This is a genomic window from Sphingomonas beigongshangi, assembly GCF_016820445.1.
Lineage (GTDB): Bacteria > Pseudomonadota > Alphaproteobacteria > Sphingomonadales > Sphingomonadaceae > Sphingomonas > Sphingomonas beigongshangi.
Genome location: NZ_JADHDT010000006.1, coordinates 206,342 through 232,570, shown reverse-complemented (window position 1 = coordinate 232,570; position 26,229 = coordinate 206,342). Strand labels below are relative to the sequence as shown.

Below are 26,229 nucleotides of genomic sequence, written 5' to 3'. Positions count from 1 at the left end.
GCGGGGCAGGGACAGGGCAACCGGACCGGACGTCCCCTCCCGCTTGCGGGAGGTCCGCGAGGGGGCCTAGGCGGCCACCTTCGCGACGAAATCGCCGGCACTCGTCTTCAGGCTCGCGAGTCGGCCGTCGAGGCGGTCGAACCCGCGGCCGACGCCGTCGATCTCGGTGGCGACGGTTTCGGTGTCCTCGCGGATCGCCGCGATCGTCGTCGACATCGAATCGGCAGCCAGCGCGGTCTCGTCGACCGCGGCGGTGATCGCCGTGACGGTCTGCGCCTGGGCCTCCATCGCATAGCGGATGCGATCGGCGGATTCCTGCACCTCGGTGACCGTCGTCTTGATCGACGCGTTGGTGTCCACCGTCGAGCGGGTCGCGGCCTGGATCGACGCGATCTTCGCGGCGATGTCGTCCGTTGCGCGGGCCGTCTGGTTGGCGAGGCTCTTCACCTCCTGCGCGACGACGGCAAAGCCGCGGCCGGCGTCGCCCGCACGGGCCGCCTCGATCGTCGCGTTGAGCGCGAGCAGGTTGGTCTGGCCCGCGATGTCGCGGATCAGGCCGAGGATCGACTCGATCGACTTGGCGTGATCGGACAGCGCCTCGGACATGCCGACGGCATTCGTCGCCTGCACGCTGGCGCGCTGGGCGATTTCCGCGGCGGCCTCCACCTCGGTGCGCGCATCCTCGATGGCCCGGATCAGGCCGGCCGCGGTCTGGGCGGCCTCGCGCATCGCGACCGCGGATTGCTCCGCCGCCGCGGCGACTTCGCTCGCCTTGCCGAGCATGCCGCGTGCCGAACCGGAACTGCGCTCCGCCTGGGCGCGCAGCGACTGCCCTTCGATCGTCGCGGTCTCCACCGCGCTCGCGATACCCTCGCGGAACTCGATCGCCAGCCGGTCGCGGGCCTGGCGCTCGCTATAGGCGTTGAACCCCGCGAACAGCTCCACCGTCAGTTCCGTCTCCATGCCAAACATGCGCATCAGCACGTCGACGAGCATCGGTCGGCGCGGATCCTCCGGCGACATGCGGTTCATCAACGCCTTGAGCGCGGCGCGATCGGACGCGCAGGACATGGCCAGCACCTCCATCGTCGACACGCCCGCGGCATAGGCGGACGCGACCGCGCGTTCGAGCGACTCGACCCATTCGCGGCCGTTCAGGTTGCAGAACCGGTTGCGCAGATAGGTGATGCCGATCGTGACCCGGCGTTCCTTCTCGTGGATCGACCATTCGGGGGCGCCGGGGTTTTGCCGGCGCCAATGGTCCCAATAGGCCTCGACGACCTCTGCCGCATCCGGCTCGATGATCGACCACAATTCGGCCGCGTGCGACACCAAAGTGTTCTCGCCGCCGTCGAACGCCTTGATGCGGCTGGAGAGATCGATGCTCGCTGAGATCGTCGTGGGCTGGGGAAGGGCGATGTCGGGCAAGGCGAACTCCGGAAGGCCAGAGAAAACTGGGCAATGACCCGCACCGCTACCGCCGATTGGTTAAGGCTCGGTTAGAGGCTTTTCGAAAAGATGGCCTCGGCGCGCGGGCCGGTCCCGGGCCTTCGCGGCGTATGCCTTCACCGGTGGCGGCGCATTCGAGCGGCTTGCATCCCGCGCTTTGCTGCCTAATAGGCAACGGCAATCGTTACCCGAGGACCGTTTATGGCATCCCGTACACCGGCCCGCCCGAAGAGCCCGCATCTCTTCGCCGGCTTCATGAAGCTCCATTATGCCTGGGGGCCGCACATGCTGGTCTCCATCCTGCACCGCGCCACGGGCACGGTGATGGCGACGGTCGGCACGGTCATGCTGGTCTGGTGGCTGGGCGCGCTCGCCGCCGGCGCGGACGCCTATGCGACGTTCCTCGACGCGTTCACCACGTCGGCCGGGCATCTCAACGTCGTCGGCTGGATCGTCGGCGTCGGTCTGAGCTGGGCCTTCTTCACGCACATGCTCAACGGCATCCGCCACCTGGTGATGGATGCGGGCGCCGCGTTCGAGCTGAAGCGCAACAAGATGTTCAGCCTGGCGGTGCTGGTCGGCGGCGTGCTGCTGACCGTGTTGTTCTGGCTCTATCAGGGGATCAAGTGATGGGTTCGGGCACCAGCATCGGCCGCGTCCGCGGCCTTGGCAGCGCCAAGGAAGGCGCGCATCACTGGTGGCGTCAACGGGTCACCGCGGGGTCCAACCTGTTCCTGATGCTGTGGTTCGTCATCTCGATGGCGCGCCAGCCGGCGTTCGACTACGCCAGCGTGCGGATGTGGCTGTCGTCCGCTTGGGTCGCGGTGCCGATGATCCTGCTGGTCGCCTCGGTCTTCTGGCATTTCCGTCTGGGCCTGCAGGTCGTCATCGAGGATTATGAGCATGACGAGCGCCGCGTCGCCGCGCTGCTCGCGCTCAACTTCTTCACGGTGGGCACCGCCGCCGTCGCCATCTTCGCGATTCTCAAGGTCGCTTTCGGAGCTGCCGCATAATGGCTGATGCGTACAAGATCATCGACCACACGTACGACGCGGTGGTCGTCGGCGCGGGCGGATCGGGCCTGCGCGCCGTCATGGAATGCGCGCAGAACGGTCTGAAGACCGCCTGCATCACCAAGGTGTTCCCGACGCGTAGCCATACGGTGGCGGCGCAGGGCGGCATCGCGGCATCGCTGGGCAACATGGGGCCGGATCACTGGACCTGGCACATGTACGATACCGTCAAGGGGTCCGACTGGCTCGGCGACCAGGACGCGATCGAATATATGGTGCGCGAGGCGCCGGCCGCGGTCTACGAGCTGGAGCATGCCGGCATGCCGTTCAGCCGCACGGACGAGGGCCGCATCTACCAGCGCCCGTTCGGCGGCATGATGCAGAACATGGGCGAGGGCCCGCCGGCGCAGCGCACCTGCGCCGCGGCGGACCGTACCGGCCATGCCATGCTGCATACGCTGTATCAGCAGTCGCTACGCTACGACGCGGATTTCTACGTCGAATATTTCGCGCTCGACCTGATCATGGAGGATGGCGCGTGCCGCGGCGTGATCGCGCTGTGCATGGAAGACGGCAGCATCCATCGCTTCCGCAGCCATAACACCGTGTTGGCGACGGGTGGCTACGGCCGCTGCTATTTCTCGGCGACGTCGGCGCATACCTGCACCGGCGACGGCGGCGGCATGGTGCTGCGCGCCGGCCTGCCGCTGCAGGACATGGAGTTCGTCCAGTTCCATCCAACCGGCATCTACGGCGCGGGTGTGTTGATCACCGAGGGCGCGCGCGGCGAGGGCGGCTATCTGACCAATTCCGAGGGTGAGCGCTTCATGGAGCGCTACGCCCCCTCGGCGAAGGACCTGGCGTCGCGCGACGTCGTGTCGCGCTCGATGGCGATGGAGATGCGCGAAGGTCGCGGCGTCGGCCCGCACAAGGACCACATCTTCCTCCACCTCGATCACATCGATCCCAAGGTGCTGCACGAGCGGTTGCCGGGCATCACCGAGACGGGCAAGATCTTCGCGGGCGTCGACCTTACGCGTCAGCCGCTGCCCGTCACGCCGACGGTCCATTACAACATGGGCGGCATCCCGACGAACTTCCACGGCGAGGTCGTCCAGCTCAAGGACGGCAATCCGGACACGGTCGTGCCCGGCCTGTTCGCGGTGGGCGAAGCGGCGTGCGTGTCGGTCCATGGCGCGAACCGTCTGGGCTCGAACTCGCTGATCGATCTCGTCGTGTTCGGCCGCGCGACCGGCAAGCGGATCGCCGACATCACCAAGCCGAACACCAGCCACAATCCGCTGCCCAAGGGGTCCGAGGAACTGGCGCTGTCGCGTCTCGACACGTTCCGCCACGCCTCCGGCGGCACGCCGACCGCGGAGATCCGGCTGGAGATGCAGCGGACGATGCAGAAGCATTGCGCGGTGTTCCGCGACAATGCGCTGCTGAGCGAGGGACAGACGCTGATCCACGGCATCTACGACAAGGTCGCCGACGTCGGTATCCAGGATCGCAGCCTTATCTGGAACACCGACCTGGTCGAGACGCTGGAGCTCGACAACCTGATCGCGCAGGCGGTGGTTACGATGGAATCGGCCGCGAACCGCAAGGAGTCGCGGGGGGCCCATGTGAACGAGGATCATCCCGACCGCGATGACGCGAACTGGATGAAGCACACGATCACGACGTTCGACGGCTGGGGCGGCAAGGGCGGTACCACCGCGATCGACTATCGCCCCGTTCACGATTACACGCTCACGGACGAGGTCGAGTACATCAAGCCGAAGAAGCGCGTCTACTGATCGCGTCGCGGCCCCCCCCTCGGCAACACCGCGGGGGGGGGGGGGGGGGCGACGAAAAGCGTATCAGGGAAGGTCGGGCAGTTGCTCGGCCAGAGACCGGATCGCCTGGCCCTTCAGTTCGACCACCATTCCGCTGTCGAGCGGGACGGCCCGCTCGGGCGTCAGCACCGCTGCATCCTGCGACGCGGTGTCGAGCGCCAGCCATGTCCGCGCGGCGCCTTCCAGGCTGGTGACTTCCGGCAGGTCGCTGTCGCCGCGCGCGACGTTGGCGAGGCTCGCGCTCATCCTCCAGTCGATCTCAGCCAAGGTCGTTCTCGCTGATCACGACCCGTTCCTGATCGGGATCGCGGGCCAATGCCCGGGTCGCGGCGGCGGCGATCGCATCGCCGTGGCGCTGGAATAGCGGAACGGGGTCGGTCGGGATCGTACCGGCCAGTGCTTCCAGAACGTCATATTGCAGGGCGAAATCATACGTCTCGCCGCTCGCCTCCCCGCTGAATTCGATCTGGCGGTCGTCGACGTTGTCGAACGGGGTAGTCGGGTCGATCGTGATCTGCGATTCGGCCATGGTCATTCCTTCTTTCTAGGGTCAGGCGCGGCGCCGTACGGCGATCAACGCGCCGACGCTCGCGGCGATGCCGAGCCCGACCGCGGTGATGGCGGGACGGCGTGCCGCCGCGGTATAGAGGCTCACCGCACGCGCATGATGCTCGCCCGACCGGACGTGCCCGGTACGGACGCTGCCGAACAGGTTGCTCGGTTGCGGCTGTGGTTTGTCGGGATCGACGAAGCCGGCGGCCGCGGCCTTTGGCGCGATCTTGCCGAAGAGGCCGGGGAAGTGTGCGGCGAACAGCGTTTCGGCGCGGCCTACGCCGCCTACGGTGATGGCGCGCCGGGGGCGGACGGCGCAGGCAAGGATCGTCTTCGCCACGAGTGCGGGATCGTAGACCGGCGGCGGCACCTGCGCTTCGCCGCCCGCATGGTTCGCGGCATGCTGGGCGATCGGCGTATCGATTCCCGATGGCTTCACCAGTGTCACCGATATCGGCAGGCCCGCGTCGGCAACTTCCATGCGCAGCGTATCGACATAGGCATGGACCGCATGTTTCGAAGCCGCATAGGCGCCCATCAGCGGGCTGGGCATGTCGCCCGCGATCGAGCCGACGGTGATCAGCGCGCCGCCGCCCTGCAAATGCGGGATGGCGGCGAGACAACCATGGACGGTCCCGAAATAATTGGTGCGGAACAGCTGCGTGTGCTCGTCGTCCGGCGTGTCGCGCAGGGCGCCGTAGATCGCGACGCCCGCGCAATTGATCCAGGTGTCGATCCGGCCGAATCGCTGGGCGGCATGCGCTGCGGCTGCCCGCAAGGCGTCGGCATCGCCGACATCCGCGGCATAGGCGTCGGCCGTGCCGCCCTCCGCCGTGATCCGTGCGACGATCGGACGCAGATCGTTCTCCTCGCGCGCGACCAGCAGCACGCGCGCGCCGGCGCGCGCGGCGGCTTCCGCGGTGGCAAGGCCGATACCGGAGCTTGCGCCGGTGATCACCATCACCTGTTCTTCGATCGGCTTGAGCGATAGGCGCATGCGGACGGTCCCGGACGTTGGTCCGCTCAATCGCCCCAGGTGGGGTGAGGGTTCCGGCCCGATCGACATGCAAGGGGGTTGCGCGCGGGCGACGAAAGGCATAGCCGCAACTGCAGCATTTCGAAGGAGCGCTGCGGCAATGGCCGACTTCACCCTGCCCAAGAACAGCAAGGTTCGCGCCAAGGGCAAGGTCCATAAAGCGAAAGCGGACGCGAAGCGGGTCAAAAGCTTCAAGGTCTATCGCTACGATCCCGATACCGGCGAGAACCCGCGTTACGACACGTTCGAGATCGATCTGGACACCTGCGGTCCGATGGTGCTCGACGCGCTGATCAAGATGAAGGGCGAGCAGGATTCCTCGCTCACCTTCCGTCGGTCGTGCCGCGAGGGCATCTGCGGATCCTGCTCGATGAACATCGACGGGCGTAACGGCCTGGCGTGCACCACCGCGATCGAGGACATCAAGGGGGAGGTGAAGATCACGCCGCTTCCCTCGATGGACGTCATCAAGGACCTGGTACCCGACTTTACGCATTTCTATGCGCAGTACAGCTCGATCAAGCCGTGGATGCAGACGGTCAGCCCGCCGCCCTCCGGCAAGGAGCGGCTGCAGTCGCCGGAGGACCGCGCCAAGCTGGACGGCCTGTACGAGTGCATCCTGTGCGCCTGCTGCTCCACGTCGTGCCCGAGCTATTGGTGGAATGCCGACAAGTTCCTGGGTCCGGCGATCCTGCTCCAGGCCTATCGCTGGCTGGCGGACAGCCGCGACGAGATGACGGGAGAGCGGCTCGACACGCTCGAGGATCCGTTCCGGCTGTATCGGTGCCACACCATCATGAACTGCGCGAACACCTGCCCCAAGGGTCTCAACCCGGCGAAGGCGATCGCGGAGATCAAGAAGATGGAAGCCGAGCGCATCCTCTGATTACGGTCGGTCTTCCGTCGGGCGAAGGCCGGGTCTCGGCCGGTAAGGCCGCGCCTGCCCGCAGCAACGTCGCGATGCCGGCCCCTTGCCTGCGTGGGGGAAGGCGCATGGGGGCGTGAGCGACGGGTCGGACGCGCTCTTTTCCTATGGTGACGATCCCGCGCTGCCCGGCTGGAAGCGTTGGAAGCTCGGGGACGAGAGTCGTTTCAATGCCGTCTTCGGCGCGATCCATGTGCGCGTCGACGACGGCATGGCGCATGTCCGCATGACGCCCCGGCGCCAGCACAGCAATCTGCGCGACCAGATGCATGGCGGCGCCCTGCTCGGCTTCATCGACTGCGCGCTGTTCGCCGCCGCGCGAGGGCTCGGCGTGTTGCAGGCCGGCGGTGCGGTGACGCTCGACCTTGCGACACAATTCATCGGAGGGGCCGCGCTCGACCGTCCCGTCGAGGCGCGGGTCGAGCTGCTGCGGGAGACCGGACGCCTCTTGTTCCTGCGTGGGCTGATCGCGCAGGACGAAACGCCGACGATCGCGAGCTTTTCCGCCACGCTGCGCAAGTCGACGCCGCCGTCCGCTGCCTGACCCCCGAGTGTTCGCTTGACCAGAGTCCTTGCCGCCTATGACGCGCTCATCGCCGCGGGCGAATTGCGCCCCGATGCCGAACAACGCGAGGCGGCCGAATGTCTCGACGCGCTCGCCGCGACGCTGGAGCGGCCTCGCCGCGGCGGCATCTTAGCCCGGCTGACCGGACGCCGGACCGCGCCGCGCGGGGTGTACATGTGGGGCGACGTCGGACGCGGGAAGTCGATGCTGATGGACCTGTTCTTCGCGCACGTCGACGTTGCGGCGAAACGGCGGGTCCACTTTGCCGAGTTCATGCTGGAGGTGCATGGCCGCATCGCGATCGAGCGGCGCAAGGAAGCCGGCGACCCCATCGCGCCGGTCGCGGCGGCGCTTTCCGCCGAGACCAGGCTGCTCGCGTTCGACGAGATGATGGTGACGAACAGTCCGGACGCGATGATCTTGTCCCGGCTGTTCACCGCGCTTATCGCGGCCGGGGTGACGATCGTCACCACGTCCAACCGCGCACCCGCCGATCTCTACAAGAACGGCCTCAATCGCGAGCATTTCCTGCCCTTCATCTCCCTGATCGAAACCCATCTCACCATCGTCCCCCTAAACGGCCCGGTCGACTATCGCCGCGACCGCCTCGGCCAGCAGGACACGTGGCTGGTGCCGAATGGGCCCAAGGCGACCGCGGAGCTGTCGGCCGCCTTCTTCCGCCTCACCGACCATGAGGTCACCGAGCCGATCCCGTCGGAGGATGTCGCGGTCCAGGGCCGCGTGCTGCACGTGCCCAAGACACTGAAGGGCGTCGCGGTCTTCTCGTTCAAGAAATTGTGCGGCGAGGCGCGGGGCGCGGCGGATTATCTCGCCGTCGCGCGCCGCTATCACACGGTCATCCTGGTCGGCATCCCCGAACTCGGCCCGGAGAACCGCAACGAGGCCGCGCGGTTCGTCCAGCTGATCGACGCGCTCTACGAGCACAAGGTGAAGCTGCTCGCCGCCGCCGACGCCGCGCCGGACGCGCTTTATCCGGAGGGCGATGGACGGTTCGAATTCCAGCGCACGGTCAGCCGGCTGGAAGAGATGCGCTCCGAGGCCTATCTCGCCCAGGGGCATGGCGCGGCGGGCGAGGCGGCTTAGCCGGCGGTCGCGGCCTCCGCCCCCCGGGGTGCCACCGCGTCGCCCCGAAATGTTAACGCCCGCGCGCTATCCGCGTGACCATGTATCCGCGCCGCGACAGCATGCTCGACGTGATCCGTGGCATCGCGATCCTTTGGGTGCTGCTCTTCCACCTGCGCGTCGCGACCGGCTCGGCGACGCTGGATCGATTGCTTCAGCCGCTCATCGATGTCGGGTGGGTGGGCGTCGACCTGTTCTTCGTGCTGAGCGGTTTCCTCGTCGGGGGGCTGGTGTTCGACCAGCTCGCATCGCCCGCCGGCTTTTCGCGCCGCCGGTTCTTCGCGCGCCGCGTGCTGCGGCTCTGGCCGGTGCTCTATCTGTATCTCGCGATATTGCTTCTTGTCGGCGGAACGCCGGCCTGGACGATGGTGCTGCCCGTCGTCCTCCACGTGCAGAATTTCGCGACCGGCGTCCCGAACCATCTCTGGTCGCTGGCGGTCGAGGAGCATTTCTATCTGGCCGTTGCGTTGCTGATCCCCTGGTTGTGGCGGCGCGGCGGGCCCGGCGGACTGGCGATTGCTTTGTTCGTGCCGCTCGGCGGCTGCCTCCTGCTGCGGTTGGGCGCGCTCGCGGCGGGCGCAGCGCCGGTGGCCGTTCAGTGGCAGACGCCCTATCGCATCGACGCGCTCGCCGCGGGGATGCTTGTAGCCTGGGGCGAACGTCACGGCTCGCGGGTCCTCGTCTGGCTACAGGCGCGTCGCCGCGGATGCCTCGCCATCGCGGCGTCCGCCTTTGCAGGCCTTGCCGCGATCGACGATCCCCGCATCCGCTATGGATTCGGTCTGACCGTCGCATGGATGGCGGCCGCGCTGGTGATCGTCGCCCTGCGCCGCATGCCGCTGCCGCGCCGTGCGGGGCCGCTCCGGCTGCTCACCTGGCTGGGCGGGATATCGTATTCCGCCTATGTCTGGCACGTCAGCCTCGGCCGGCTGGCGGATGCGACCGCGCCCTTCGCCGCCGCGCCCGCGGTCACGGCCTGGCGCTACGCCATCGTCCTGGCCGGCGCCACGCTGATCGTCCGGCTCGTCGAACGGCCGTTCATGCGCCTGCGACCCGGCGCGACGACGGCTGTCACACCACCAGAAGCGCGGCTCCGCACAGCTTAACGCTACTGCGAACGATTATCATCAATTATCTTGATGATCCGCCGTTATGCGGTTGTGCCATTGCCGCAATAGGCCTATGCGGCGTGACCAATTCATGCCCTCATCACGGAGAAGGATTGGATGGCTCGCAAGAAGATCGCGCTGATCGGCGCCGGCAATATCGGCGGCACGCTCGCGCACCTCGCCGCCCTTAAGGGGCTGGGCGACATCGTCCTGTTCGACGTGGTCGAGGGCGTACCGCAGGGCAAGGCGCTTGACCTGTCGCAGTGCGGCCCGGTCGAAGGCTTCGACGCGAGCATCAAGGGCTCGAACGACTATGCCGACATCGCCGGCGCAGACGTGATCATCGTCACGGCCGGTGTCGCACGCAAGCCCGGTATGAGCCGCGACGACCTTCTGGGGATCAACCTCAAGGTCATGAAGGCGGTGGGCGAGGGTATCAAGGCGAATGCGCCCGACGCGTTCGTGATCTGCATCACCAACCCGCTCGACGCGATGGTCTGGGCGTTGCGCGAATTCTCCGGCCTGCCGGCGAACAAGGTTGTCGGCATGGCCGGCGTGCTTGATTCGGCGCGCTTCAGCCACTTCCTCGCCGAGGAGTTCGGCGTGTCGGTGAAGGACGTGAACACCTTCGTGCTCGGCGGCCACGGCGACACGATGGTGCCGGTGCTCGAATATTCGACGGTCAGCGGCATTCCGGTCAGCGACCTCATCGAGATGGGTTTCTCCACGAAGGAGAAGGTCGACGAAATCGTCAAGCGCACGCGCGGCGGCGGCGGCGAGATCGTCGCCCTGCTCAAGACCGGCTCGGCCTATTACGCACCCGCCACCAGCGGCATCGCGATGGCTGAAGCCTATCTGTACGACCAGAAGCGCATCCTGCCGGCCGCGGCGCACCTGTCGGGTGAATATGGCATCGACGATCTCTATGTAGGCGTGCCTGTCGTGATCGGTGCCGGCGGCGTCGAGAAGATCGTCGAGGTCAAGCTGTCGGACGAGGCTGAGGCGAACCTTCAGGTCTCGGTCGACGCGGTCAAGGAACTGCTCGTCGCCTGCAAGGGCATTGACGAGAGCCTGGGGTAAGACGTTCCCCGGCGAAGGCCGGGGTCCAGCTGGAAGGCGCTCGAGATGGAAAGGTCCGGCTACGTCTACATCATGGCGAGCGGACGGAACGGTGCGGTGTATCTAGGCGTGACCAGCGATCTTGCGAAGCGCGCCTGGGAACATCGGAACGGCATCATCAAGGGTTTCACCGAGAAGTACCGCTGTAAGTTCCTGGTCTGGTACAAGGTACATGACAGCATCGAGTCAGCGCGGCAGCGCGAGCTGCAGATGAAGGAGTGGAAGCGAGCGTGGAAGCTGCGAGAGATCGAGGGTCTCAATCCCGAATGGGACGACCTTTACGATCGGGTCGCTCTACCATGACCGCCTCCCCAACTGGGCCCCGGCCTTCGCCGGGGAACAAGGAGACAAAATGAGCATCCTCGTCAACAAGAACACCAAGGTCATCACCCAGGGCATGACCGGTGAGACCGGCAGCTTCCACACCAAGGCGGCGCTGGATTACGGCACGCAGATGGTCGGCGGCGTGACGCCGGGCAAGGGTGGCACCGAGCATCTCGGCCTGCCGGTGTTCGACACCGTCGCCGAGGCGGTGACGAAGACCGGCGCCGACGCGTCGGTCATCTACGTGCCGCCGCCCTTCGCCGCGGACTCGATCCTGGAGGCGATCGACGCCGAAGTGCCGCTGATCGTGTGCATCACGGAAGGGATTCCGGTGCTCGACATGGTGCGCGTCAAGCGCGCGCTGTCGGCGTCGAAGTCGCGGCTGATCGGCCCGAACTGCCCGGGCGTGCTAACGCCGGGCGAGTGCAAGATCGGCATCATGCCGGGCTCGATCTTCAAGAAGGGTTCGGTTGGCGTCGTGTCGCGCTCGGGCACGCTGACCTATGAGGCGGTGTTCCAGACGTCGAATGCCGGCCTCGGCCAGACGACGGCGGTCGGTATCGGCGGCGATCCGGTCAACGGCACCAACTTCATCGACGTGCTCGAGCTGTTCCTGGCGGACGACGCGACCGAATCGATCATCATGATCGGCGAGATCGGCGGCTCGGCCGAAGAGGAAGCCGCGCAGTTCCTCCGCGACGAGGCGAAGCGCGGCCGCAGCAAGCCGATGGCCGGCTTCATTGCCGGCCGCACGGCGCCTCCGGGCCGCCGCATGGGCCATGCCGGCGCGATCGTCTCGGGTGGCCAGGGCGGCGCCGAGGACAAGATCGCGGCGATGGAGGCCGCCGGCATCAAGGTCGCGGCGTCGCCGTCGGAGCTGGGCTCGACCCTGCTCGAGGTGCTGAAGGGTTGAGACGAACAAGCCTTCTCCCCCTGTGGGAGAAGGATAGCGTAGCTTGCCGGCTCGCCGGCTCGCGAAGCTTGGATGAGGGGGATGCCGCAGGGCTTCCGTTTCCCCCTCACCCTCCCACCCGCTGATGCGGGCGGGCCCAGTTCTGGGGTGAACATTGCTCCGCAATGTTCAGGCCATGCCGGGGGCATGGCCGACCCCAAAACTCTCTCCCGACAGGAGAGGGAAAAAAGGACGAAGACGATGGGCTACGAAGGCCAGGATTTCAGTGACATCGCACAGGGCGTCAGCCCGGCGTTCATCGAGGCGCTCTACGCCAGGTTCCAGGCCGACCCGACGTCGGTAGAGAGCGGCTGGCAGACCTTCTTCGAAGGGCTGGAGCGCGGCGCGGGCGGTCCGAGCTGGACGAACAAGCGCTGGCCGCTGACCACGACCGATGACCTGACCGCCGGCCTCGACCCGACGCAGATGGAGCCCGCGCCCAAGCCGGCCAAGGGCGGCGGCAAGCCTGCCCCGGCCGCCGCGGCGGCGCCCGCGCCGTCCAAGGAGGACATCATCAAGGCGGCGGGCGATGCGATCCGCGCGCAGCTGCTGATCCGTACCTATCGCGTCCGCGGCCACCTAGCCGCCAACCTCGACCCGCTCGGCCTCGCCAAGCGCGAGATGCCGGAGGACCTGCGCACCGACTATCACGGCTTCACCGATGCCGACATCGACCGGCCGGTCTATCTGGGCGGCACGATGGGCTTCGAATGGGCGACCATCCGCCAGCTCGTCGACACGCTGCGCAAGAATTACTGCGGCAATGTCGGCCTCGAATACATGCACATCGTCGACGTCGAGGAGCGGCGCTTCCTGCAGGAGCGAATGGAAGGCCAGGACAAGGCGATCGAGTTCACCACCGACGGCAAGAAGGCCATTCTCACCAAGGTGATCGAGGGCGAGCAGTGGGAGAAGTTCCTCGGCAAGAAGTATGTCGGGACGAAGCGCTTCGGCCTCGACGGCGGTGAGTCGATGATCCCGGCCCTCGAGTCGGTGATCAAATACGGCGGCCAATATGGCGTGCGCGAGATCGTGTTCGGCATGGCGCATCGCGGTCGGCTGAACGTGCTTGCCAACGTCATGGGCAAGCCGCTGCGCGTCATCTTCCACGAATTCGCCGGCGGTTCAGCCAACCCCGAGGACATCGGCGGGTCCGGCGACGTGAAATACCATCTCGGCACCTCGTCGGACCGCGAGTTCGACGGCCATACGGTGCACATGAGCCTAGTCGCCAACCCCTCGCACCTCGAGGCGGTGAACCCGGTCGTGCTCGGCAAGACGCGCGCGATCCAGACGATCGCGGGCGACCTGAAGGACCACAGCGCCTCGCTGCCCGTGCTGATCCATGGCGACGCAGCCTTCGCTGGGCAGGGCATTGTCTGGGAATGCCTCGGCTTCTCGGGCATCCGCGGGTATAACACCGGCGGCTGCGTCCACTTCATCATCAACAACCAGGTCGGTTTCACCACCAGCCCGCAGTTCGCGCGTTCGTCGCCCTATCCGTCGGACGTCGCCAAGGGCGTGCAGGCGCCGGTCTTCCACGTCAACGGCGACGATCCCGAAGCGGTGACCTTCGCGACCAAGATGGCGATGGAGTTCCGGCAGAAGTTCCACCGCGACATCGTCATCGACATGTGGTGCTATCGCCGCTTCGGCCATAACGAGGGCGACGAGCCGGGCTTTACCCAGCCGCTGATGTACAACATCATCCGCAAGCACCCCGGCGTCAGCGAGATCTACGCCAAGCGGCTGATCGCGGAGGGCGTCGTCGACCAGGCCTGGGTCGACCAGAACATCAAGCAGTATGTCACGCGCTGCGAGGGCGAGTTCGAGGCCGGCCAGGGCTACAAGCCCAACAAGGCGGATTGGTTCGCCGGCCGCTGGTCTGGCCTGTCGGCGCCGAAGGAGACCGATCAGGGTCGTCGCAACGTCGAGACGGGCCTGGACCGCAAGCTGTTCGACGCGATGGGCCGGAAGCTGACGACGGTGCCGGACAGCGTCCAGATCCACAAGACGCTGGCACGCGTCCTCGACGCGAAGCGGCAGATGTTCGCCAGCGGCGAGAATTTCGACTGGGCGACCGGCGAGGCGCTCGCCTTCGGCTCGCTCCTGTCGGAGGGCTATGGCGTGCGTCTGTCGGGCCAGGATTCGGGCCGGGGCACGTTCAGTCAGCGTCATGCGGTCTGGGTCGACCAGACCGACGAGCACAAGTACGTGCCGTTGCAGACGGTCGAGCACGGCCGGTTCGAGGTGCTGGACAGCCCCTTGAGCGAATATGGCGTGCTCGGCTTCGAATATGGCTATGCGCTCGCCGATCCGAAGACGCTGGTGATGTGGGAGGCGCAGTTCGGCGACTTCGTCAACGGCGCGCAGATCATGATCGACCAGTTCATCACCAGCGGCGAGTCCAAGTGGCTGCGCGCCAACGGTCTGGTGATGCTGCTGCCGCACGGCTACGAAGGGCAGGGGCCGGAGCATAGCTCGGCGCGTCCCGAACGCTTCTTGCAATCGTGCGCCGGCGACAACATTCAGGTCGCGAATTGCACCACGCCGGCGAACTATTTCCACCTGCTGCGCCGGCAGATGCACCGCAACTTCCGCAAGCCGCTGGTCGTGTTCACGCCCAAGTCGCTGCTCCGTCACAAGCTGGCGGTCTCGAAGGCGGAGGACTTCCTGGGCGACAGTCACTTCCGGCGCCTGTTGTCCGACACCAATGGTGCGGCAGATGCGGACACGAAGCGTCTGGTGCTGTGCACGGGCAAGGTCGCGTACGACCTGATCGAGGCGCGCGATGCGGCGGGCGATGCCAACACGCAGATCGTGCGCGTCGAGCAGCTCTATCCCTTCCCGACCGACGCGCTCGCGGAGCGGATCGCCAAGCTGCCGAACCTCGAGGACGTCGTCTGGGCGCAGGAAGAACCGAAGAACAACGGTTACTGGTTCTTCGTCGAACCGCTGATCGAAGAGGCGCTGGCTATGGCCAAGGCACGTGTGGCGCGCGCCCGCTATGCCGGCCGCGCGGCGGCCGCTTCGCCGGCAACGGGCTTGATGAAGCGGCATACCGCCGAACAGGGTGCGCTGGTCGCGGATGCGCTCGGCCATAACGTGCGCGAGGAAATCCGCCGGACGCGTGCCGAGGGCAGCACGACGACCGCGCGGCCCGCGCAGGCGCCGACGAGCTGATAGGGTAGGTACGTAGCACCCCGGCCGTGCCGGGGCCCAGTTGGGAAAGCAGATGTAAACCGCGCAGCGCCTGACCCGGACCGTTGCGCAACTGGGCCCCGGCCATCGCCGGGGTAGAAGGATAGAGACAATGGCGACTGAAGTTACGGTGCCGACGCTCGGCGAATCGATCACCGAGGCCACGCTCGGCGAATGGCTCAAGCAGCCCGGCGACGCGGTCGCGGTGGACGAGCCGATCGCGAGCCTGGAGACCGACAAGGTTTCCGTCGAGGTGCCGAGCCCCGTCGCGGGCGTGATGGGGCAGCATGCGGTCCAGGTCGGCGACACGGTCGAGGTCGGCGCGCTGCTCGCGACGATCGAGGCGGGGGACGGCGCGCCGGCCAAGACCCCGGCTGCCGAACCCGCCGCGACCGCGACCCCTGCGGCGCCCGCGCCTGCCGCCGCCGCGCCACAGCCGGCAGAGGATGCGGCGGCTGCCCTTTCGCCGTCCGTGCGCCGCGCGGTGCTCGAGCATGGCGTCGATCCGTCGACGATCCAGGGCACGGGCAAGGACGGCCGCCTGACCAAGGAGGATGTCGCCGCCGCCGCCTCCGCCAAGCCCGCCGCCGCGAGTGCGCCCGCAGCGCAGTCCGCACCTGCGCCGTCGACGACTAGTGGCCGCAAGGAAGAGCGCGTCAAGATGACGCGCCTGCGCCAGACGATCGCCAAGCGCCTCAAGGAAGCGCAGAACACCGCCGCGATGCTGACGACGTTCAACGACGTCGACATGACCGCGGTGATCGAGGCGCGCGCCAAGTACAAGGACCTGTTCGAGAAGAAGCACGGCGTCCGGCTCGGCTTCATGGGCTTCTTCGTGAAGGCCGCGACGATGGCGCTGAAGGACATTCCTTCCGTCAACGCCAGCATCGAGGGCGACGAGATCGTCTACCACGATTATGCCGACATCTCCGTCGCGGTGTCCGCGCCGAACGGCCTGGTCGTGCCGGTGATCCGCGACGCGCAGGACCTGTCGGTCGCGGGAATCGAGAAGACGATCGGCGACTTCGGCAAGCGCGCCAAGGACGGCACGCTGAAGATGGACGAGATGAAGGGCGGCACCTTCACCATCTCCAACGGCGGCGTGTTCGGCTCGCTGATGTCGACCCCGATCATCAATCCGCCGCAGTCGGCGGTGCTGGGCCTCCACCGGATCGAGGAGCGCCCGGTGGTCCGCGACGGCCAGGTCGTCGTTCGCCCGATGATGTACCTCGCGCTCAGCTACGACCATCGCCTGATCGACGGCCGCGAGGCGGTGACCTTCCTCGTCGCGCTCAAGAACGCGATCGAAGACCCGACCCGGATCCTGATCGACCTGTAAGCGCGTGTCCCGCGTGCCAGTCCGGCGAGGGTCGGGGCGGCACGTGGGGATGCCAGATGTAATCGGGGCTGCGCACTCCCACATCCGCCCCGTAACTGGACCCCGGCGTTCGCCGGGGTGGAGATGATAAAATGGCTGACGAACAGCAGTACGACTATGACGTCCTCGTGATCGGCGCCGGCCCCGGCGGCTATGTCGCCGCGATCCGCGCGGCGCAGCTGGGGCTGAAGACGGCGTGCGCCGAGAGCCGCGAGACGCTGGGCGGCACGTGCCTCAACGTCGGCTGCATCCCGTCCAAGGCGATGCTGCACGCCTCAGAATATTTCGACGCCGCGGCCAACGGCGCGATGGCGAAGATGGGCATCAAGGTCACGCCCGAGCTCGACCTGGAGGCAATGCACGGCCAGCGTCGCGACGCCGTCAAGCAACTGACCGGCGGTATCGAATTCCTGTTCAAGAAGAACAAGGTGGAGTGGCTGAAGGGTCGCGCCAGCTTCACGGGCAAGGACAGCGTCGACGTCGCGGGCCGCACCGTCCGCGCGAAGAATATCGTCATCGCGACCGGCTCCAGCGTCACGCCGCTGCCCGGTGTCACCATCGACCAGAAGGTCGTGGTCGACTCGACCGGCGCGCTGGAGCTGCCCAAAGTGCCCGAGCACATGGTCGTGATCGGCGGCGGCGTGATCGGGCTCGAGCTCGGCAGCGTGTGGCGTCGCCTGGGTGCGAAGGTCACGGTCGTCGAATTCCTCGACCAGATCCTGCCCGGCTTCGACGGCGACGTGCGCAAGGAATCCAACAAGATCTTCAAGAAGCAGGGCCTCGAGTTCAAGCTGTCGACGAAGGTCACGGGCGTTGCCGTGAACGGCGATGTCGCGACGCTGACGCTGGAGCCCGCCGCGGGTGGCGAGGCGCAGACGATCGACGCGGATGCGGTGCTCGTCTCGATCGGCCGCAAGCCCAATACCGACGGTCTCAACCTGGAGGCGGCCGGCGTTGCGCTCAATGGGCGCGGGCAGGTGGAGATCGACCACGACTTCCGTACCAACGTTTCGGGTGTCTGGGCGATCGGCGACGTAGCACCGGGCCTGATGCTAGCGCACAAGGCGGAGGACGAAGGCATCGCCGTCGCGGAGAACATCGCGGGCCAGCACGGCATCGTGAACCACGACGTCATTCCGAGCGTCGTCTACACCTGGCCCGAGATCGCCGGAGTCGGCCTGACCGAGGAAGCGGCCAAGGCGAAGGGCGAGGTGGAGGTCGGCAAGTTCCCGATGCTCGCCAATAGCCGGGCAAAGACCAATCACGAGCCCGACGGCTTCGTGAAGATCATCGCCGACGCCAAGACCGATCGCGTGCTCGGAGTCTGGGCGATCGCCTCGGTCGCCGGCACGATGATCGCGCAGGCGGCGCAGGCGATGGAATTCGGCGCGACCAGCGAGGATATCGCCTACACCTGCCACGCCCATCCGACGCATTCGGAAGCGATCAAGGAAGCCGCCATGGCGGTGACCGGCAAGCCGATCCACATCTGATGTCCGGCGGCGCGGCGCAGGGTCCCGAACCGGACCGCGCCGCGCTGGAGGCGGCGTGGCTGCGCCTGACGCGCGTCACGCTGCCCGGCCTTGCCCGAGAGCGCGGCTGGCCCGTGCGGGCGGACCATTGTTTCCAGCGGATCCTGCTCGACAATGCCGTCGGCGGCCGATGGTATGACGTGGTGGCGCGGCGGCCGGCCTATCGCCACATCGCGGCGGCGTCGCTGGTCGAGGCCATCGCGCTCGGCGAGGCGGCGATCGCCGGCACCGTCGATCTCGCGGCGCTCAACCGGCAGTCGCTGCGCTGGCGCGGCAAGCGGGGATAGGCGGCAGGGAATGCATCGCCGCGCGGCGGTGCGGCGCGGTCAGAACAGCTTGCGCACGCCGAGCTGCACGGTACGCCCGATGGGGTCGAGATAGCCGGCCTGGAAGCCGTTCGGCGTCGCGCCGTTGCGATCGCGAACGTCGATGCGGTCGTTCAGCCAGTTCTGAACGAGCAGGTTGAGCGACAGGCTCTTCGACCATGGCTTGTGCAGCATCTTGTCGAGGTCGAGCTGCGTCCAGCTGCCGATGATCGTCTTGCCGGAGAAGGTGAGGTCCGATGTCGCGAGCAGGCTGCGAACCCGCGTCGCGCCCTGCGCCTGGATGAAGGTGCCGATGTTGAGCGCCCCGACGGACAGGCCGGCATTGGCGTTGATCTCCCACCTGGGCCGGCCGCCCGACCCGTTGAGCGTCGCCCCGTCAAGCAGGTCCAGACTGGCCAGCCCATCCCGCAGCACGGCCCGATCGGAGAGGCGCAGCGTGGTGGTGACATAGGAGAAGACGTGGATCGGCTCCTTGGGCGGGGGAGGGGGCGGAGCGTCCTTGGCGGGCACTCCCGGCTGTGCCGCCGCCGGCGCGGGCTTCTTGCCGATCTGCGTCCAGATGGCGGTGACGAATTGCAGCTTGCGCTCGGTCTCCCGCGCGACGTTCACACCGCGCAGGTCGACCCGGGTCAGTCTGCCCGTTCCGTCGCGCAGGAACAGGTCGGGGAAAGCCGCCTGGATCGTGGGCGTCGCGCCGGCGAGGTTCGTCGTCTGGTCGGCGATGCGCGTCTCGATATAGTCGACCGCGAGCCGGATCGAGCCGCGATCGTCGCGCATCGGATGATAGGCGAGGCCAAGCTCCGACACGCGCCGCCGCTCCGGCGTGAGCGCGGGATTGCCGCCGGTGACCGCGGTGACGAGTCCGGATGTTCCGGTCGCGAAGTCGAAGAACGGCACATTGGGTGTCGTCAGCACCGGGTTGGTGAGCAGCGCGATCGCTGGCGCGGTCTGCGTCTCGTTGACCGACGCGTGCAGCTGGAAACGCGGTTTCAGGGACCAGGATACGCCATAAGCCGACTGGAGCAGGCGGCCGTAGCGCGACACGTCTGAGACTCCGAGCGTACCGTTGAGCGACAGGTCGCCGAGGAAGGGGAGCACGCCCTGCTTGGCGGCGGCAACGGGAACGGTCGCGTTGATGCTACCGGATTTCACCGTGCGCGCCAGTGCGGCGGCCGACCCGTCGATCCGATCGTTGCGGTTGGCGGACCGCGTATAATCGGCCGCGGCGGTGATGAGGACATCGCCCGCGGGCAGATGGGCGAGCGGACCGTTCAGCGTCGCCTTGCCGTTGGTCTCGTCCGTCACGCTCTTCTGGCGTTGTGCGATCCGCCGCGACGCTGATGATGCGTCGATTGGTGTCAGCGGGTCGGCACCGGCCAAGACCGCGGCCTGCAACGCGGCGGTCGGTACGCCCTGTTCGGCCAGCCCCGTCGCCCGCAGGCGGTTGTAGCCACCTGTCACCGTCCAGGCCCAACGCCCGATCACGCCCTGCACCGCGCCGCTGCCGGACAGTTTGAGACTGGCGTTGCGTTGGGCGAGAACGACGTCGGGCAGATAGCGGTAGACGAGCGTGTCGCCGGCGAAGGGTAGAATGCCGCCGCCGGGCACGCGTAGCACCGTGGTCGCGAGTCCGTTGCTGCCCGCGCTGCGCGTCGCTTCCATCGACAGGGTCACCGAACCGCTGAGCGTGCGGCCGAGCGGGCCGGCCAGCGTGGTATTGGCGGCCAGCGTGTCGCTGGTCGGCAGCAGGGTGCGGAAACGACCGATATCCGTCACCGCGGGGCGATCGGCGGTGGCGACGTAGCTGCCGAGCTGCTGCCGCGCCGCGCCATCCGCGGGAATGGCGGCGACGGCCACGGGCCTGCCCGCGAGCCGGTCGAGCGCGGCATCGATGCTGCCGCCGCCGATGGCGGCAACATTGCCAGCTAGCGCGTAGAGCGCCGTCGTATCGGGCAGGAAGTTCCGCTGGCTCTGCCGTATCGCATCCTGATGCTGGTAGCTGGTGTTGATCGTCAGGCGGCGGGACCCCGAAAGGCGGGTGGTATTGAGGAACAGATAGTCGGTGCCGTTGCCGCCATCGGTCGCGCCGCTGACGGTATTTTCCGCGACGATGGACCGGAAGTTCTTCTTGGTGATGAAATTCACGACCCGCTGGGTCGGTGGATAGCCGAAACGGGCAGCATCCTGCTCGGTAAGGATTTCGGTCCGCTCCATCGCTTCGGGAGGCAAGCCGTAGACATCGTCCATGCTGGCGACGCGGCGACCGTTGAGGAGGAAGACCGGGGGGCCGCCATTGGCGCCGGTCGTCAGCCCCTGCAGCCGCTGCATCAGATCCTTGATGGTGGTCGCGCCGAGCGTCCGGATGGCTGCGGCGTCGAGTACCGCTATCGGCTCCGCGTCGCCGATGGCGGAGCCGGATACGCGGCGCGCACGGACGACGATTTCGCTAGTCCCCTCGGCCGGCGGCGACGCTCCTCCGTCCTGTTGCGCAAGCGCGGGCGCACTGCCCAATAGCGCGGACCATGCGAGCAGGTAGCAAGTCGTGCGCGTCATGAATGAGCGGTCCGATAAAGGGCGGGGGCGTGCGTATCGACCGACGCAGATGCCATCGCCGGAAGATGCTTCATCCTGCGCATGAAAGACGGCGGAATTAAGAACAGTTCGGCCAATAACACCGACTGTTGCATTTTCATCTCAAATAATACTGGATAAGCGGCGCCCTCGTAGGAACCAGCGAGGCCGGATCGTACGGGCGCCGCCGCTTCCACGCACGTGGATCAGACGCTAAACCGATGTTCCGCCAGTGTTATCGATGCGGACCATGCGGGTTCGCCGATCGACCCGCACCGCCGCGCCGCGCGTCTGCAACACGAAGCCGTCCGCATCCGCCCAGGCCGCGTCCGTCATGGGCATGCCCGCCAGGTCGTACCAGCGCGGATCGGGATAAGGTGCGGGGTCGCCCAGGCCGGCTGTCGCCCGGGCCTGCGCGAGGGCGGCGACATGGGCCTCCAGCGCCTGGTCGCGCCCGGCCCAGTCGACCCAGCCGATCGGATTATCCTGCGCATAGGCATTGTTGTTGCCTTGCTGCGTCCGCCCGATTTCGTCGCCCGCGGTCAGCAGGATCGTGCCGCGCGAGGCGAACAGGGTGCCGAGCAGCGCGCGTCGGTCGGCGTCGCGCGCGGCGCGCACCGCCGGATCGTCGCTCGGTCCCTCGACGCCGTTGTTCCAGCTGTGATTGTCGCCATGGCCGTCGCGATTCTCCTCGCCATTCGCCTGGTTGTGACGCTCGGCATAGGCGACGGTATCGGCGAGGGTGAAACCGTCGTGAGCCGCGACGAAGTTGACGGTCCGTGTGCCCTCCCGGCCGAAGATGTCGTCCGACCCGGCGAGCCGCGTCGCCAGCACGCCCGCGCCGACATCGCCCCGCCAGAAGCGGCGGACGTCGTCGCGGAACCGGTCGTTCCATTCGAGCCAGCCGTGAGGAAAATTGCCGAGCTGATAGCCGCCGGGACCGATGTCCCACGGCTCCGCGATCATCACCCGCGTCGCCAGCAAAGGGTCGGCCGCGATCTCGTGGAATATCGGCGCGGTCGGCGAAAAGCCCGGACCGCGCGCGAGGACGGTGGCGAGGTCGAAGCGGAAGCCGTCGACGCCGAGCGCGGTGAAGTGTCGCAGCGCGTCGAGGATCATCTGCCGTACCTCGGGACGCGCGCAATCAAGCGTGTTGCCAGTGCCCGTGTCGTTGATCAGCGTGCCGTCTGGCGCATGCGCGAAATAGAGCGAGGGTTCGAGCCCGCGCAGCGCCAGCGTCGGACCGTGTACGTCGCTCTCGCCATTATGATTGAAGACGAGGTCGAGGATGACGCCGATCCCCGCCGCTCGCAGCGCCGCGACCGTCTCGCGCAGCTCGGCGACGCCGCCCGGCGCCAGCCGGGGATCAAGCGCCATCGGGACGACGGGATTGTAGCCCCAAGCGTTGCTAAGGCCGAGCGGGGGCAAATGCCGCTCATCGATCCAAGCGACGATCGGCATCAACTCGATGGCGTCGACGCGCAGCGATCGAAGATGCGCGATGATCGCCGGATGCGCCAGCGCGGCGATCGTTCCGCGCTGCGCCTCGGCTATGTCGGGGTGCAGCATGGTGAAGCCGCGGACGTTGAGTTCGTAGATCAATCCGCCGGGGGCGAAGAGCGGCGGACTTAGTTCGTCGGGGAGTGGCAGGGGACTCGGCACGATCGCGCGCGGGACGAGCGCGCCCGTCTCGACGCCGGGGAGGCCCAGACGCGGGTCATGGACGAATGGCCGGTCGAGGATGATCGCATAAGGATCGACGAGCAGCTTTGCCGGATCGGACGCGCAGCGATAGCCGTACCGCTGCCCCGCGCCGACGCCGGGCACGCGCGCACGCCAGATGCCGTCGCCGTCCGGCACCATCGGGACCTGGCGTTCGCCCGTGCCATCGAACAGGCACAGCGTCACCGGCGCGGCGGCGCGCACGGCAAAACGGGTGCAATCGCCCGCGACGACCGCACCGAGCGATGCGGCACTGACCGCCATGTCCGTCACCAACAGGTCCAGCTGCCGCGCCCGGTTGTCGAGCGCCCCATCACGAGCGGGCGGCTTCGGAACCGCGCTGGAGCCGACCCTCGTCGACGCGGGATGCGCGAGCCGTCGGGTTCGTGCAAGGCCATGGGCGACCGTCAGCAGGCAGGAGCGGCGCGGCTCACGTTACCACGTCGGGCGCATGGCGTCCGGTGTGCCGCGCGATCCCGGCGATGGCGTCCGCCGCCGCGACGATGTCCGCCAGCATCGCACCCGTATCGGCGTCGAGGCGGCCGTCCGCCGGCTCGTAGCGTTCCAGGTAGACGCGCAGCGTCGCGCCGCTGGTGCCGGTGCCCGACAGGCGGAAGACGACGCGGCTGCCGCCCTCGAACAGGATGCGCACGCCCTGGTTGCGGCTGACCGAGCCGTCGGTCGGGTCCTCATAGGCGAAGTCGTCCGCGCCCGCGATCGTCAGCGGCCCCACGACGCGGCCCGGCAGATCGGCCAGGCCGGCGCGCAATTCCGCCATCAGCGCATCCGCCCGCGCGCTGTCCACGCCCTCGTAATCGTGGCGCGCATAGTAATTGCGGCCATAGGTCGCCCAGTGTTCGCGTGCCAGCGCATCGACCGACTTGCCGCTGGCGGCGAGGATGTTGAGCCACAACAATACGGCCCACAGCCCGTCCTTCTCGCGGACATGGTCGCTGCCGGTGCCGGCGCTTTCCTCGCCGCAGATCGTCGCCATGCCGGCATCGAGCAGGTTGCCGAAGAACTTCCATCCGGTCGGCGTTTCGAAGGCGGGGATGCCCAGCCTGTCCGCCACCCGGTCCGCCGCGGCGCTGGTGGGCATCGATCGCGCGATGCCCTTCAGCCCGGCGGCATAGCCGGGCGCCAGATGCGCATTGGCGGCGAGCATCGCCAGGCTGTCCGACGGGGTCACGAACCGGCCCCGACCGATGATCAGGTTGCGGTCGCCGTCGCCGTCCGACGCCGCGCCGAAATCCGGGGCGTCGGCTCCCATCATCAGGTCGTACAGATCCTTCGCGTGGACCAGATTGGGATCGGGGTGATGGCCACCGAAATCCTCCAGTGGCGTGCCGTTGCGCACGGTGCCCGGCGCGAAGCCCAGTCGTCGTTCCAGGATCACGGTAGCATAGGGACCCGTCACCGCGCTCATCGCGTCGAACGCCATCGTCAGCCCCGCGCCGCGGATCGCGGGGAAATCGAACAGACTTTCCATCAGGGCGGCGTAATCGGCGACGGGATCGACCACCTCGACCGTCATGTCGCCGACCGACACCTCCCCCAGCGCATCGAGGTCGATGTCGTCGGCGTCGATCGTCCGCCATCTGTCGATCGTCTTCGTACGGGCGAAGATCGCGTCGGTGATGCCCTCGGGTGCGGGACCGCCGTTGGCGATATTGTACTTGATCCCAAAATCCTCGGTCGGGCCGCCGGGATTATGGCTCGCGGACAGGACGAGGCCACCCAGCGCCTTGCGGATGCGGATCATGTTGCTGGCCGCCGGCGTCGACAGAAGACCGCCCCGGCCGACGACGACGCGACCGAAGCCGTTCGCCGCGGCGATGCGGATCGCCTTCTGGATCACCTCGCGATTCAGGAAGCGGCCGTCGCCGCCGATCACCAGCGTCGCGCCGTCCTTCCCCTCGATGGCGTCGAACACCGCCTGCACGAAATTTTCGGCATAGTTCGGCTGCTGGAAGACCGTGACCTTCTTGCGCAGGCCGGACGTGCCAGGCTTCTGGTCGGCATAGGGGGTGGAGGTGACGGTACGGATCATGCGATCAGGCTCTTGTAGAGGTCGGCATAGCGGCGGCCGCTCTCGGTCCAGGAAAAGTCCGCGCGCATGCCGTTGCGCTGGATGGTGCACCACAGATCGGGTCGTGCATAGGCCCGGATCGTCCGCATGATCGCGTGCGAGAGGCTGTGATCGCTGACCTCGCCATGCTGGAAGCCGGTCGCGACGCCGGCCGCGAGCGCCGCCTCGTTGGCGTCGATCACCGTGTCGGCGAGGCCGCCGGTCCGGGCGACGACGGGAACGCAGCCATAGGCGAGACCGTAAAGCTGGGTCAGCCCGCATGGTTCGAACCGGGACGGGATGAGGATCGCGTCCGCGCCGCCCTGGAGCAGGTGCGACAGCGGTTCGTCATAGCCGATGCGGACGCCGATCTTGCCCGGGTGACGCGCGGCGGCGGCGAGGAACGCCTGTTCCAGCGGTGCGTCGCCCGACCCCAGGAGCGCCAGCCGTCCGCCCGCCGCGACCAGCATGTCGAGGCAGTGCGCCAGCACATCCATGCCCTTTTGCCACGTCAGCCGGCTGATCACGGTGAACAGCGGGCCGTCGCCGGACGCCAGGCCGAACATCTTTTCCACGGCGCGCTTGTTCGCCCGCCGCCGGCCCAGCGCGCGCACGGTGTAACGCTGCGGCAGAGCGGTATCGATCTCCGGGTTCCACACCGCCGGATCGATACCGTTGACGATGCCGTGGACGCGCGCGCCCCGTGCCTCGATCAGCCCCTCGAGCCCCATGCCGAAGCGGTTCTCGCGGATTTCCGAGGCATAGGTCGGGCTGACCGTCGTGATGGCCTCTGCCGCCTCCAGTCCCGCCTTCAGGAAGCCTACGCCCCCGTAATATTCGACGCCGTCGATTCCCCAGGCGGCGTCCGGCAGGCCCAGCGCCGGGAAGATGTCGGCCCCGAACTGACCCTGGAAGGCGATGTTGTGCACCGTCATCACGCTGCGCACGGCCGTGCCGGCATAGCGCAGATAGGCGGGGGCAAGCGCGGCCTGCCAGTCATGGGCATGCAGCAGGTCGTAGCCGCCGCCCGCCGCGACGTCCGCCGCCGCGCGCGCGAGCGCCGCGAACCGCCGCCAGTCGTCGGCATGGCCGTACAGGCCGCCCGCGCGATTGAACAAGGCCGGCGCATCGAGGACGATCAGATCGTGGTCGCCGATCCGCCCCGCCAGGAGCCGCGCCTCGGTGTCCATCAGATCGGTCCAGCGGCGGACGACCTTAGCCCCCTTCATCGCCTTTCCGACGACGGGGTAGCCGGGGATCATCGTCGTCGTCTGGACCCCGTGGGGCGCAAGCGCGTCGGGCAGCGCGCCGACCACATCGGCGAGCCCACCCGTCTTGACCAGCGGAAACGCCTCCGATGCGAGGGAAAGGACGCGCATCAGATTGCCCGCGAAAAGCCGCCG

The 26,229-nt window shown here is 67.5% G+C and carries 22 protein-coding genes; 14 read left to right on the top strand and 8 right to left on the bottom strand.

Translation table 11 applies throughout. From position 1 onward, the window contains the following. Positions 1 to 66 precede the first annotated feature (66 nt). A complete protein-coding gene (locus IQ292_RS12645; RefSeq protein ID WP_203310667.1) occupies positions 67 to 1,428 on the bottom strand; it encodes a methyl-accepting chemotaxis protein in 1,362 nt (453 codons plus the stop codon). Between the two features lie 222 nt (positions 1,429 to 1,650). Between IQ292_RS12645 and sdhC the strand changes: the two genes are divergently transcribed. Genes sdhC through sdhA form a run of 3 tightly spaced genes read left to right on the top strand, consistent with a single transcriptional unit; the run spans position 1,651 to position 4,264 of the window. Then, entirely contained in the window at positions 1,651 to 2,079 is a 429-nt protein-coding gene (gene sdhC / locus IQ292_RS12640; protein ID WP_203310666.1) for a succinate dehydrogenase, cytochrome b556 subunit, read from the top strand. Continuing rightward, positions 2,079 to 2,462 carry a succinate dehydrogenase, hydrophobic membrane anchor protein gene (gene sdhD / locus IQ292_RS12635; protein WP_203310665.1) on the top strand — a complete coding sequence of 128 codons (384 nt, stop codon included), beginning with the start codon at positions 2,079 to 2,081 and terminating at the stop codon, positions 2,460 to 2,462. Before sdhC ends, sdhD begins: the two co-directional genes overlap by 1 nt. Further along, positions 2,462 to 4,264, top strand: coding sequence for a succinate dehydrogenase flavoprotein subunit (sdhA, locus tag IQ292_RS12630; protein ID WP_203310664.1), 1,803 nt, complete (start codon positions 2,462 to 2,464; stop codon positions 4,262 to 4,264). The genes sdhD and sdhA overlap by 1 nt, the downstream gene beginning before the upstream one ends. 63 nt (positions 4,265 to 4,327) lie before the next feature. Here the strand turns inward: sdhA and IQ292_RS12625 are convergent, their stop codons facing one another. From IQ292_RS12625 to IQ292_RS12615, 3 genes are read right to left on the bottom strand one after another with little or no spacing between them, the layout of a single operon-like run. Then, positions 4,328 to 4,570, bottom strand: a complete 243-nt coding sequence (locus IQ292_RS12625) for a hypothetical protein (RefSeq protein WP_203310663.1) — start codon at positions 4,568 to 4,570, stop codon at positions 4,328 to 4,330. Beyond that, entirely contained in the window at positions 4,563 to 4,832 is a 270-nt protein-coding gene (locus tag IQ292_RS12620) for a DUF1488 family protein (protein WP_203310662.1), read from the bottom strand. The genes IQ292_RS12625 and IQ292_RS12620 overlap by 8 nt, the downstream gene beginning before the upstream one ends. Before the next feature lie 21 nt (positions 4,833 to 4,853). After that, complete coding sequence (locus IQ292_RS12615; RefSeq protein WP_203310661.1) at positions 4,854 to 5,852, bottom strand: SDR family oxidoreductase; 999 nt, start codon at positions 5,850 to 5,852, stop codon at positions 4,854 to 4,856. A 139-nt stretch (positions 5,853 to 5,991) separates the two neighbouring features. Here IQ292_RS12615 and IQ292_RS12610 point away from each other — a divergent pair, with 139 nt between their 5' ends. The 11 genes from IQ292_RS12610 to IQ292_RS12560 all read left to right on the top strand — a co-directional run bounded on the left by IQ292_RS12610 (position 5,992) and on the right by IQ292_RS12560 (position 18,426). Beyond that, positions 5,992 to 6,777, top strand: a complete 786-nt coding sequence (locus IQ292_RS12610; RefSeq protein ID WP_203310660.1) for a succinate dehydrogenase iron-sulfur subunit — start codon at positions 5,992 to 5,994, stop codon at positions 6,775 to 6,777. Positions 6,778 to 6,892: 115 nt separating this feature from the next. Then, the gene (locus IQ292_RS12605) at positions 6,893 to 7,360 is read left to right on the top strand and encodes a PaaI family thioesterase (protein ID WP_203310659.1); all 468 of its coding nucleotides are present in this window, start codon (positions 6,893 to 6,895) and stop codon (positions 7,358 to 7,360) included. A 15-nt stretch (positions 7,361 to 7,375) separates the two neighbouring features. Next, positions 7,376 to 8,485: a cell division protein ZapE gene (gene zapE / locus IQ292_RS12600; RefSeq protein ID WP_203310658.1), complete on the top strand. Its 1,110-nt coding sequence runs from the start codon at positions 7,376 to 7,378 to the stop codon at positions 8,483 to 8,485. A gap of 80 nt (positions 8,486 to 8,565) precedes the next feature. Beyond that, positions 8,566 to 9,630: an acyltransferase family protein gene (locus tag IQ292_RS12595; protein WP_238941082.1), complete on the top strand. Its 1,065-nt coding sequence runs from the start codon at positions 8,566 to 8,568 to the stop codon at positions 9,628 to 9,630. Between the two features lie 120 nt (positions 9,631 to 9,750). Further along, entirely contained in the window at positions 9,751 to 10,713 is a 963-nt protein-coding gene (gene mdh, locus IQ292_RS12590) for a malate dehydrogenase (protein ID WP_203310656.1), read from the top strand. 45 nt (positions 10,714 to 10,758) lie between these two features. Further along, entirely contained in the window at positions 10,759 to 11,055 is a 297-nt protein-coding gene (locus IQ292_RS12585; RefSeq protein ID WP_203310655.1) for a GIY-YIG nuclease family protein, read from the top strand. A 49-nt stretch (positions 11,056 to 11,104) separates the two neighbouring features. Then, positions 11,105 to 11,989, top strand: a complete 885-nt coding sequence (gene sucD, locus IQ292_RS12580) for a succinate--CoA ligase subunit alpha (RefSeq protein ID WP_115379064.1) — start codon at positions 11,105 to 11,107, stop codon at positions 11,987 to 11,989. Between the two features lie 240 nt (positions 11,990 to 12,229). Continuing rightward, positions 12,230 to 15,211 carry a 2-oxoglutarate dehydrogenase E1 component gene (locus tag IQ292_RS12575; protein WP_203310654.1) on the top strand — a complete coding sequence of 994 codons (2,982 nt, stop codon included), beginning with the start codon at positions 12,230 to 12,232 and terminating at the stop codon, positions 15,209 to 15,211. A gap of 130 nt (positions 15,212 to 15,341) precedes the next feature. Further along, positions 15,342 to 16,568: a 2-oxoglutarate dehydrogenase complex dihydrolipoyllysine-residue succinyltransferase gene (odhB, locus tag IQ292_RS12570; protein WP_203310653.1), complete on the top strand. Its 1,227-nt coding sequence runs from the start codon at positions 15,342 to 15,344 to the stop codon at positions 16,566 to 16,568. 131 nt (positions 16,569 to 16,699) lie between these two features. Beyond that, positions 16,700 to 18,100 carry a dihydrolipoyl dehydrogenase gene (gene lpdA / locus IQ292_RS12565; RefSeq protein ID WP_203310652.1) on the top strand — a complete coding sequence of 467 codons (1,401 nt, stop codon included), beginning with the start codon at positions 16,700 to 16,702 and terminating at the stop codon, positions 18,098 to 18,100. Continuing rightward, positions 18,100 to 18,426, top strand: a complete 327-nt coding sequence (locus IQ292_RS12560) for a GCN5-related N-acetyltransferase (protein ID WP_238941047.1) — start codon at positions 18,100 to 18,102, stop codon at positions 18,424 to 18,426. Before lpdA ends, IQ292_RS12560 begins: the two co-directional genes overlap by 1 nt. 39 nt (positions 18,427 to 18,465) lie before the next feature. Here IQ292_RS12560 and IQ292_RS12555 read toward each other — a convergent pair whose 3' ends face one another. The 4 genes from IQ292_RS12555 to glgA all read right to left on the bottom strand — a co-directional run bounded on the left by IQ292_RS12555 (position 18,466) and on the right by glgA (position 26,205). Beyond that, a complete protein-coding gene (locus tag IQ292_RS12555; RefSeq protein ID WP_203310651.1) occupies positions 18,466 to 21,018 on the bottom strand; it encodes a TonB-dependent receptor domain-containing protein in 2,553 nt (850 codons plus the stop codon). Between the two features lie 231 nt (positions 21,019 to 21,249). After that, entirely contained in the window at positions 21,250 to 23,022 is a 1,773-nt protein-coding gene (glgX, locus tag IQ292_RS12550; protein ID WP_203310650.1) for a glycogen debranching protein GlgX, read from the bottom strand. A 166-nt stretch (positions 23,023 to 23,188) separates the two neighbouring features. After that, positions 23,189 to 24,808, bottom strand: coding sequence for an alpha-D-glucose phosphate-specific phosphoglucomutase (locus IQ292_RS12545; protein WP_203310649.1), 1,620 nt, complete (start codon positions 24,806 to 24,808; stop codon positions 23,189 to 23,191). Beyond that, the gene (gene glgA / locus IQ292_RS12540) at positions 24,805 to 26,205 is read right to left on the bottom strand and encodes a glycogen synthase GlgA (protein ID WP_203310648.1); all 1,401 of its coding nucleotides are present in this window, start codon (positions 26,203 to 26,205) and stop codon (positions 24,805 to 24,807) included. The genes IQ292_RS12545 and glgA overlap by 4 nt, the downstream gene beginning before the upstream one ends. Positions 26,206 to 26,229 lie beyond the last annotated feature (24 nt).

What these genes read in the sequence shown, in the direction of transcription:
- glgX (WP_203310650.1), bottom strand. Translation starts at nt 23,022, where the DNA reads ATGGCGGTCAGTGCCGCATCGCTCGGTGCGGTCGTCGCGGGCGATTGC.
- sdhC (WP_203310666.1), top strand. Translation starts at nt 1,651, where the DNA reads ATGGCATCCCGTACACCGGCCCGCCCGAAGAGCCCGCATCTCTTCGCC.
- IQ292_RS12555 (WP_203310651.1), bottom strand. Translation starts at nt 21,018, where the DNA reads ATGACGCGCACGACTTGCTACCTGCTCGCATGGTCCGCGCTATTGGGC.
- IQ292_RS12595 (WP_238941082.1), top strand. Translation starts at nt 8,566, where the DNA reads ATGTATCCGCGCCGCGACAGCATGCTCGACGTGATCCGTGGCATCGCG.
- IQ292_RS12545 (WP_203310649.1), bottom strand. Translation starts at nt 24,808, where the DNA reads ATGATCCGTACCGTCACCTCCACCCCCTATGCCGACCAGAAGCCTGGC.
- IQ292_RS12585 (WP_203310655.1), top strand. Translation starts at nt 10,759, where the DNA reads ATGGAAAGGTCCGGCTACGTCTACATCATGGCGAGCGGACGGAACGGT.
- odhB (WP_203310653.1), top strand. Translation starts at nt 15,342, where the DNA reads ATGGCGACTGAAGTTACGGTGCCGACGCTCGGCGAATCGATCACCGAG.
- IQ292_RS12575 (WP_203310654.1), top strand. Translation starts at nt 12,230, where the DNA reads ATGGGCTACGAAGGCCAGGATTTCAGTGACATCGCACAGGGCGTCAGC.
- sdhA (WP_203310664.1), top strand. Translation starts at nt 2,462, where the DNA reads ATGGCTGATGCGTACAAGATCATCGACCACACGTACGACGCGGTGGTC.
- sdhD (WP_203310665.1), top strand. Translation starts at nt 2,079, where the DNA reads ATGGGTTCGGGCACCAGCATCGGCCGCGTCCGCGGCCTTGGCAGCGCC.
- IQ292_RS12560 (WP_238941047.1), top strand. Translation starts at nt 18,100, where the DNA reads ATGTCCGGCGGCGCGGCGCAGGGTCCCGAACCGGACCGCGCCGCGCTG.
- IQ292_RS12620 (WP_203310662.1), bottom strand. Translation starts at nt 4,832, where the DNA reads ATGGCCGAATCGCAGATCACGATCGACCCGACTACCCCGTTCGACAAC.
- glgA (WP_203310648.1), bottom strand. Translation starts at nt 26,205, where the DNA reads ATGCGCGTCCTTTCCCTCGCATCGGAGGCGTTTCCGCTGGTCAAGACG.
- sucD (WP_115379064.1), top strand. Translation starts at nt 11,105, where the DNA reads ATGAGCATCCTCGTCAACAAGAACACCAAGGTCATCACCCAGGGCATG.
- lpdA (WP_203310652.1), top strand. Translation starts at nt 16,700, where the DNA reads ATGGCTGACGAACAGCAGTACGACTATGACGTCCTCGTGATCGGCGCC.
- IQ292_RS12615 (WP_203310661.1), bottom strand. Translation starts at nt 5,852, where the DNA reads ATGCGCCTATCGCTCAAGCCGATCGAAGAACAGGTGATGGTGATCACC.
- mdh (WP_203310656.1), top strand. Translation starts at nt 9,751, where the DNA reads ATGGCTCGCAAGAAGATCGCGCTGATCGGCGCCGGCAATATCGGCGGC.
- IQ292_RS12610 (WP_203310660.1), top strand. Translation starts at nt 5,992, where the DNA reads ATGGCCGACTTCACCCTGCCCAAGAACAGCAAGGTTCGCGCCAAGGGC.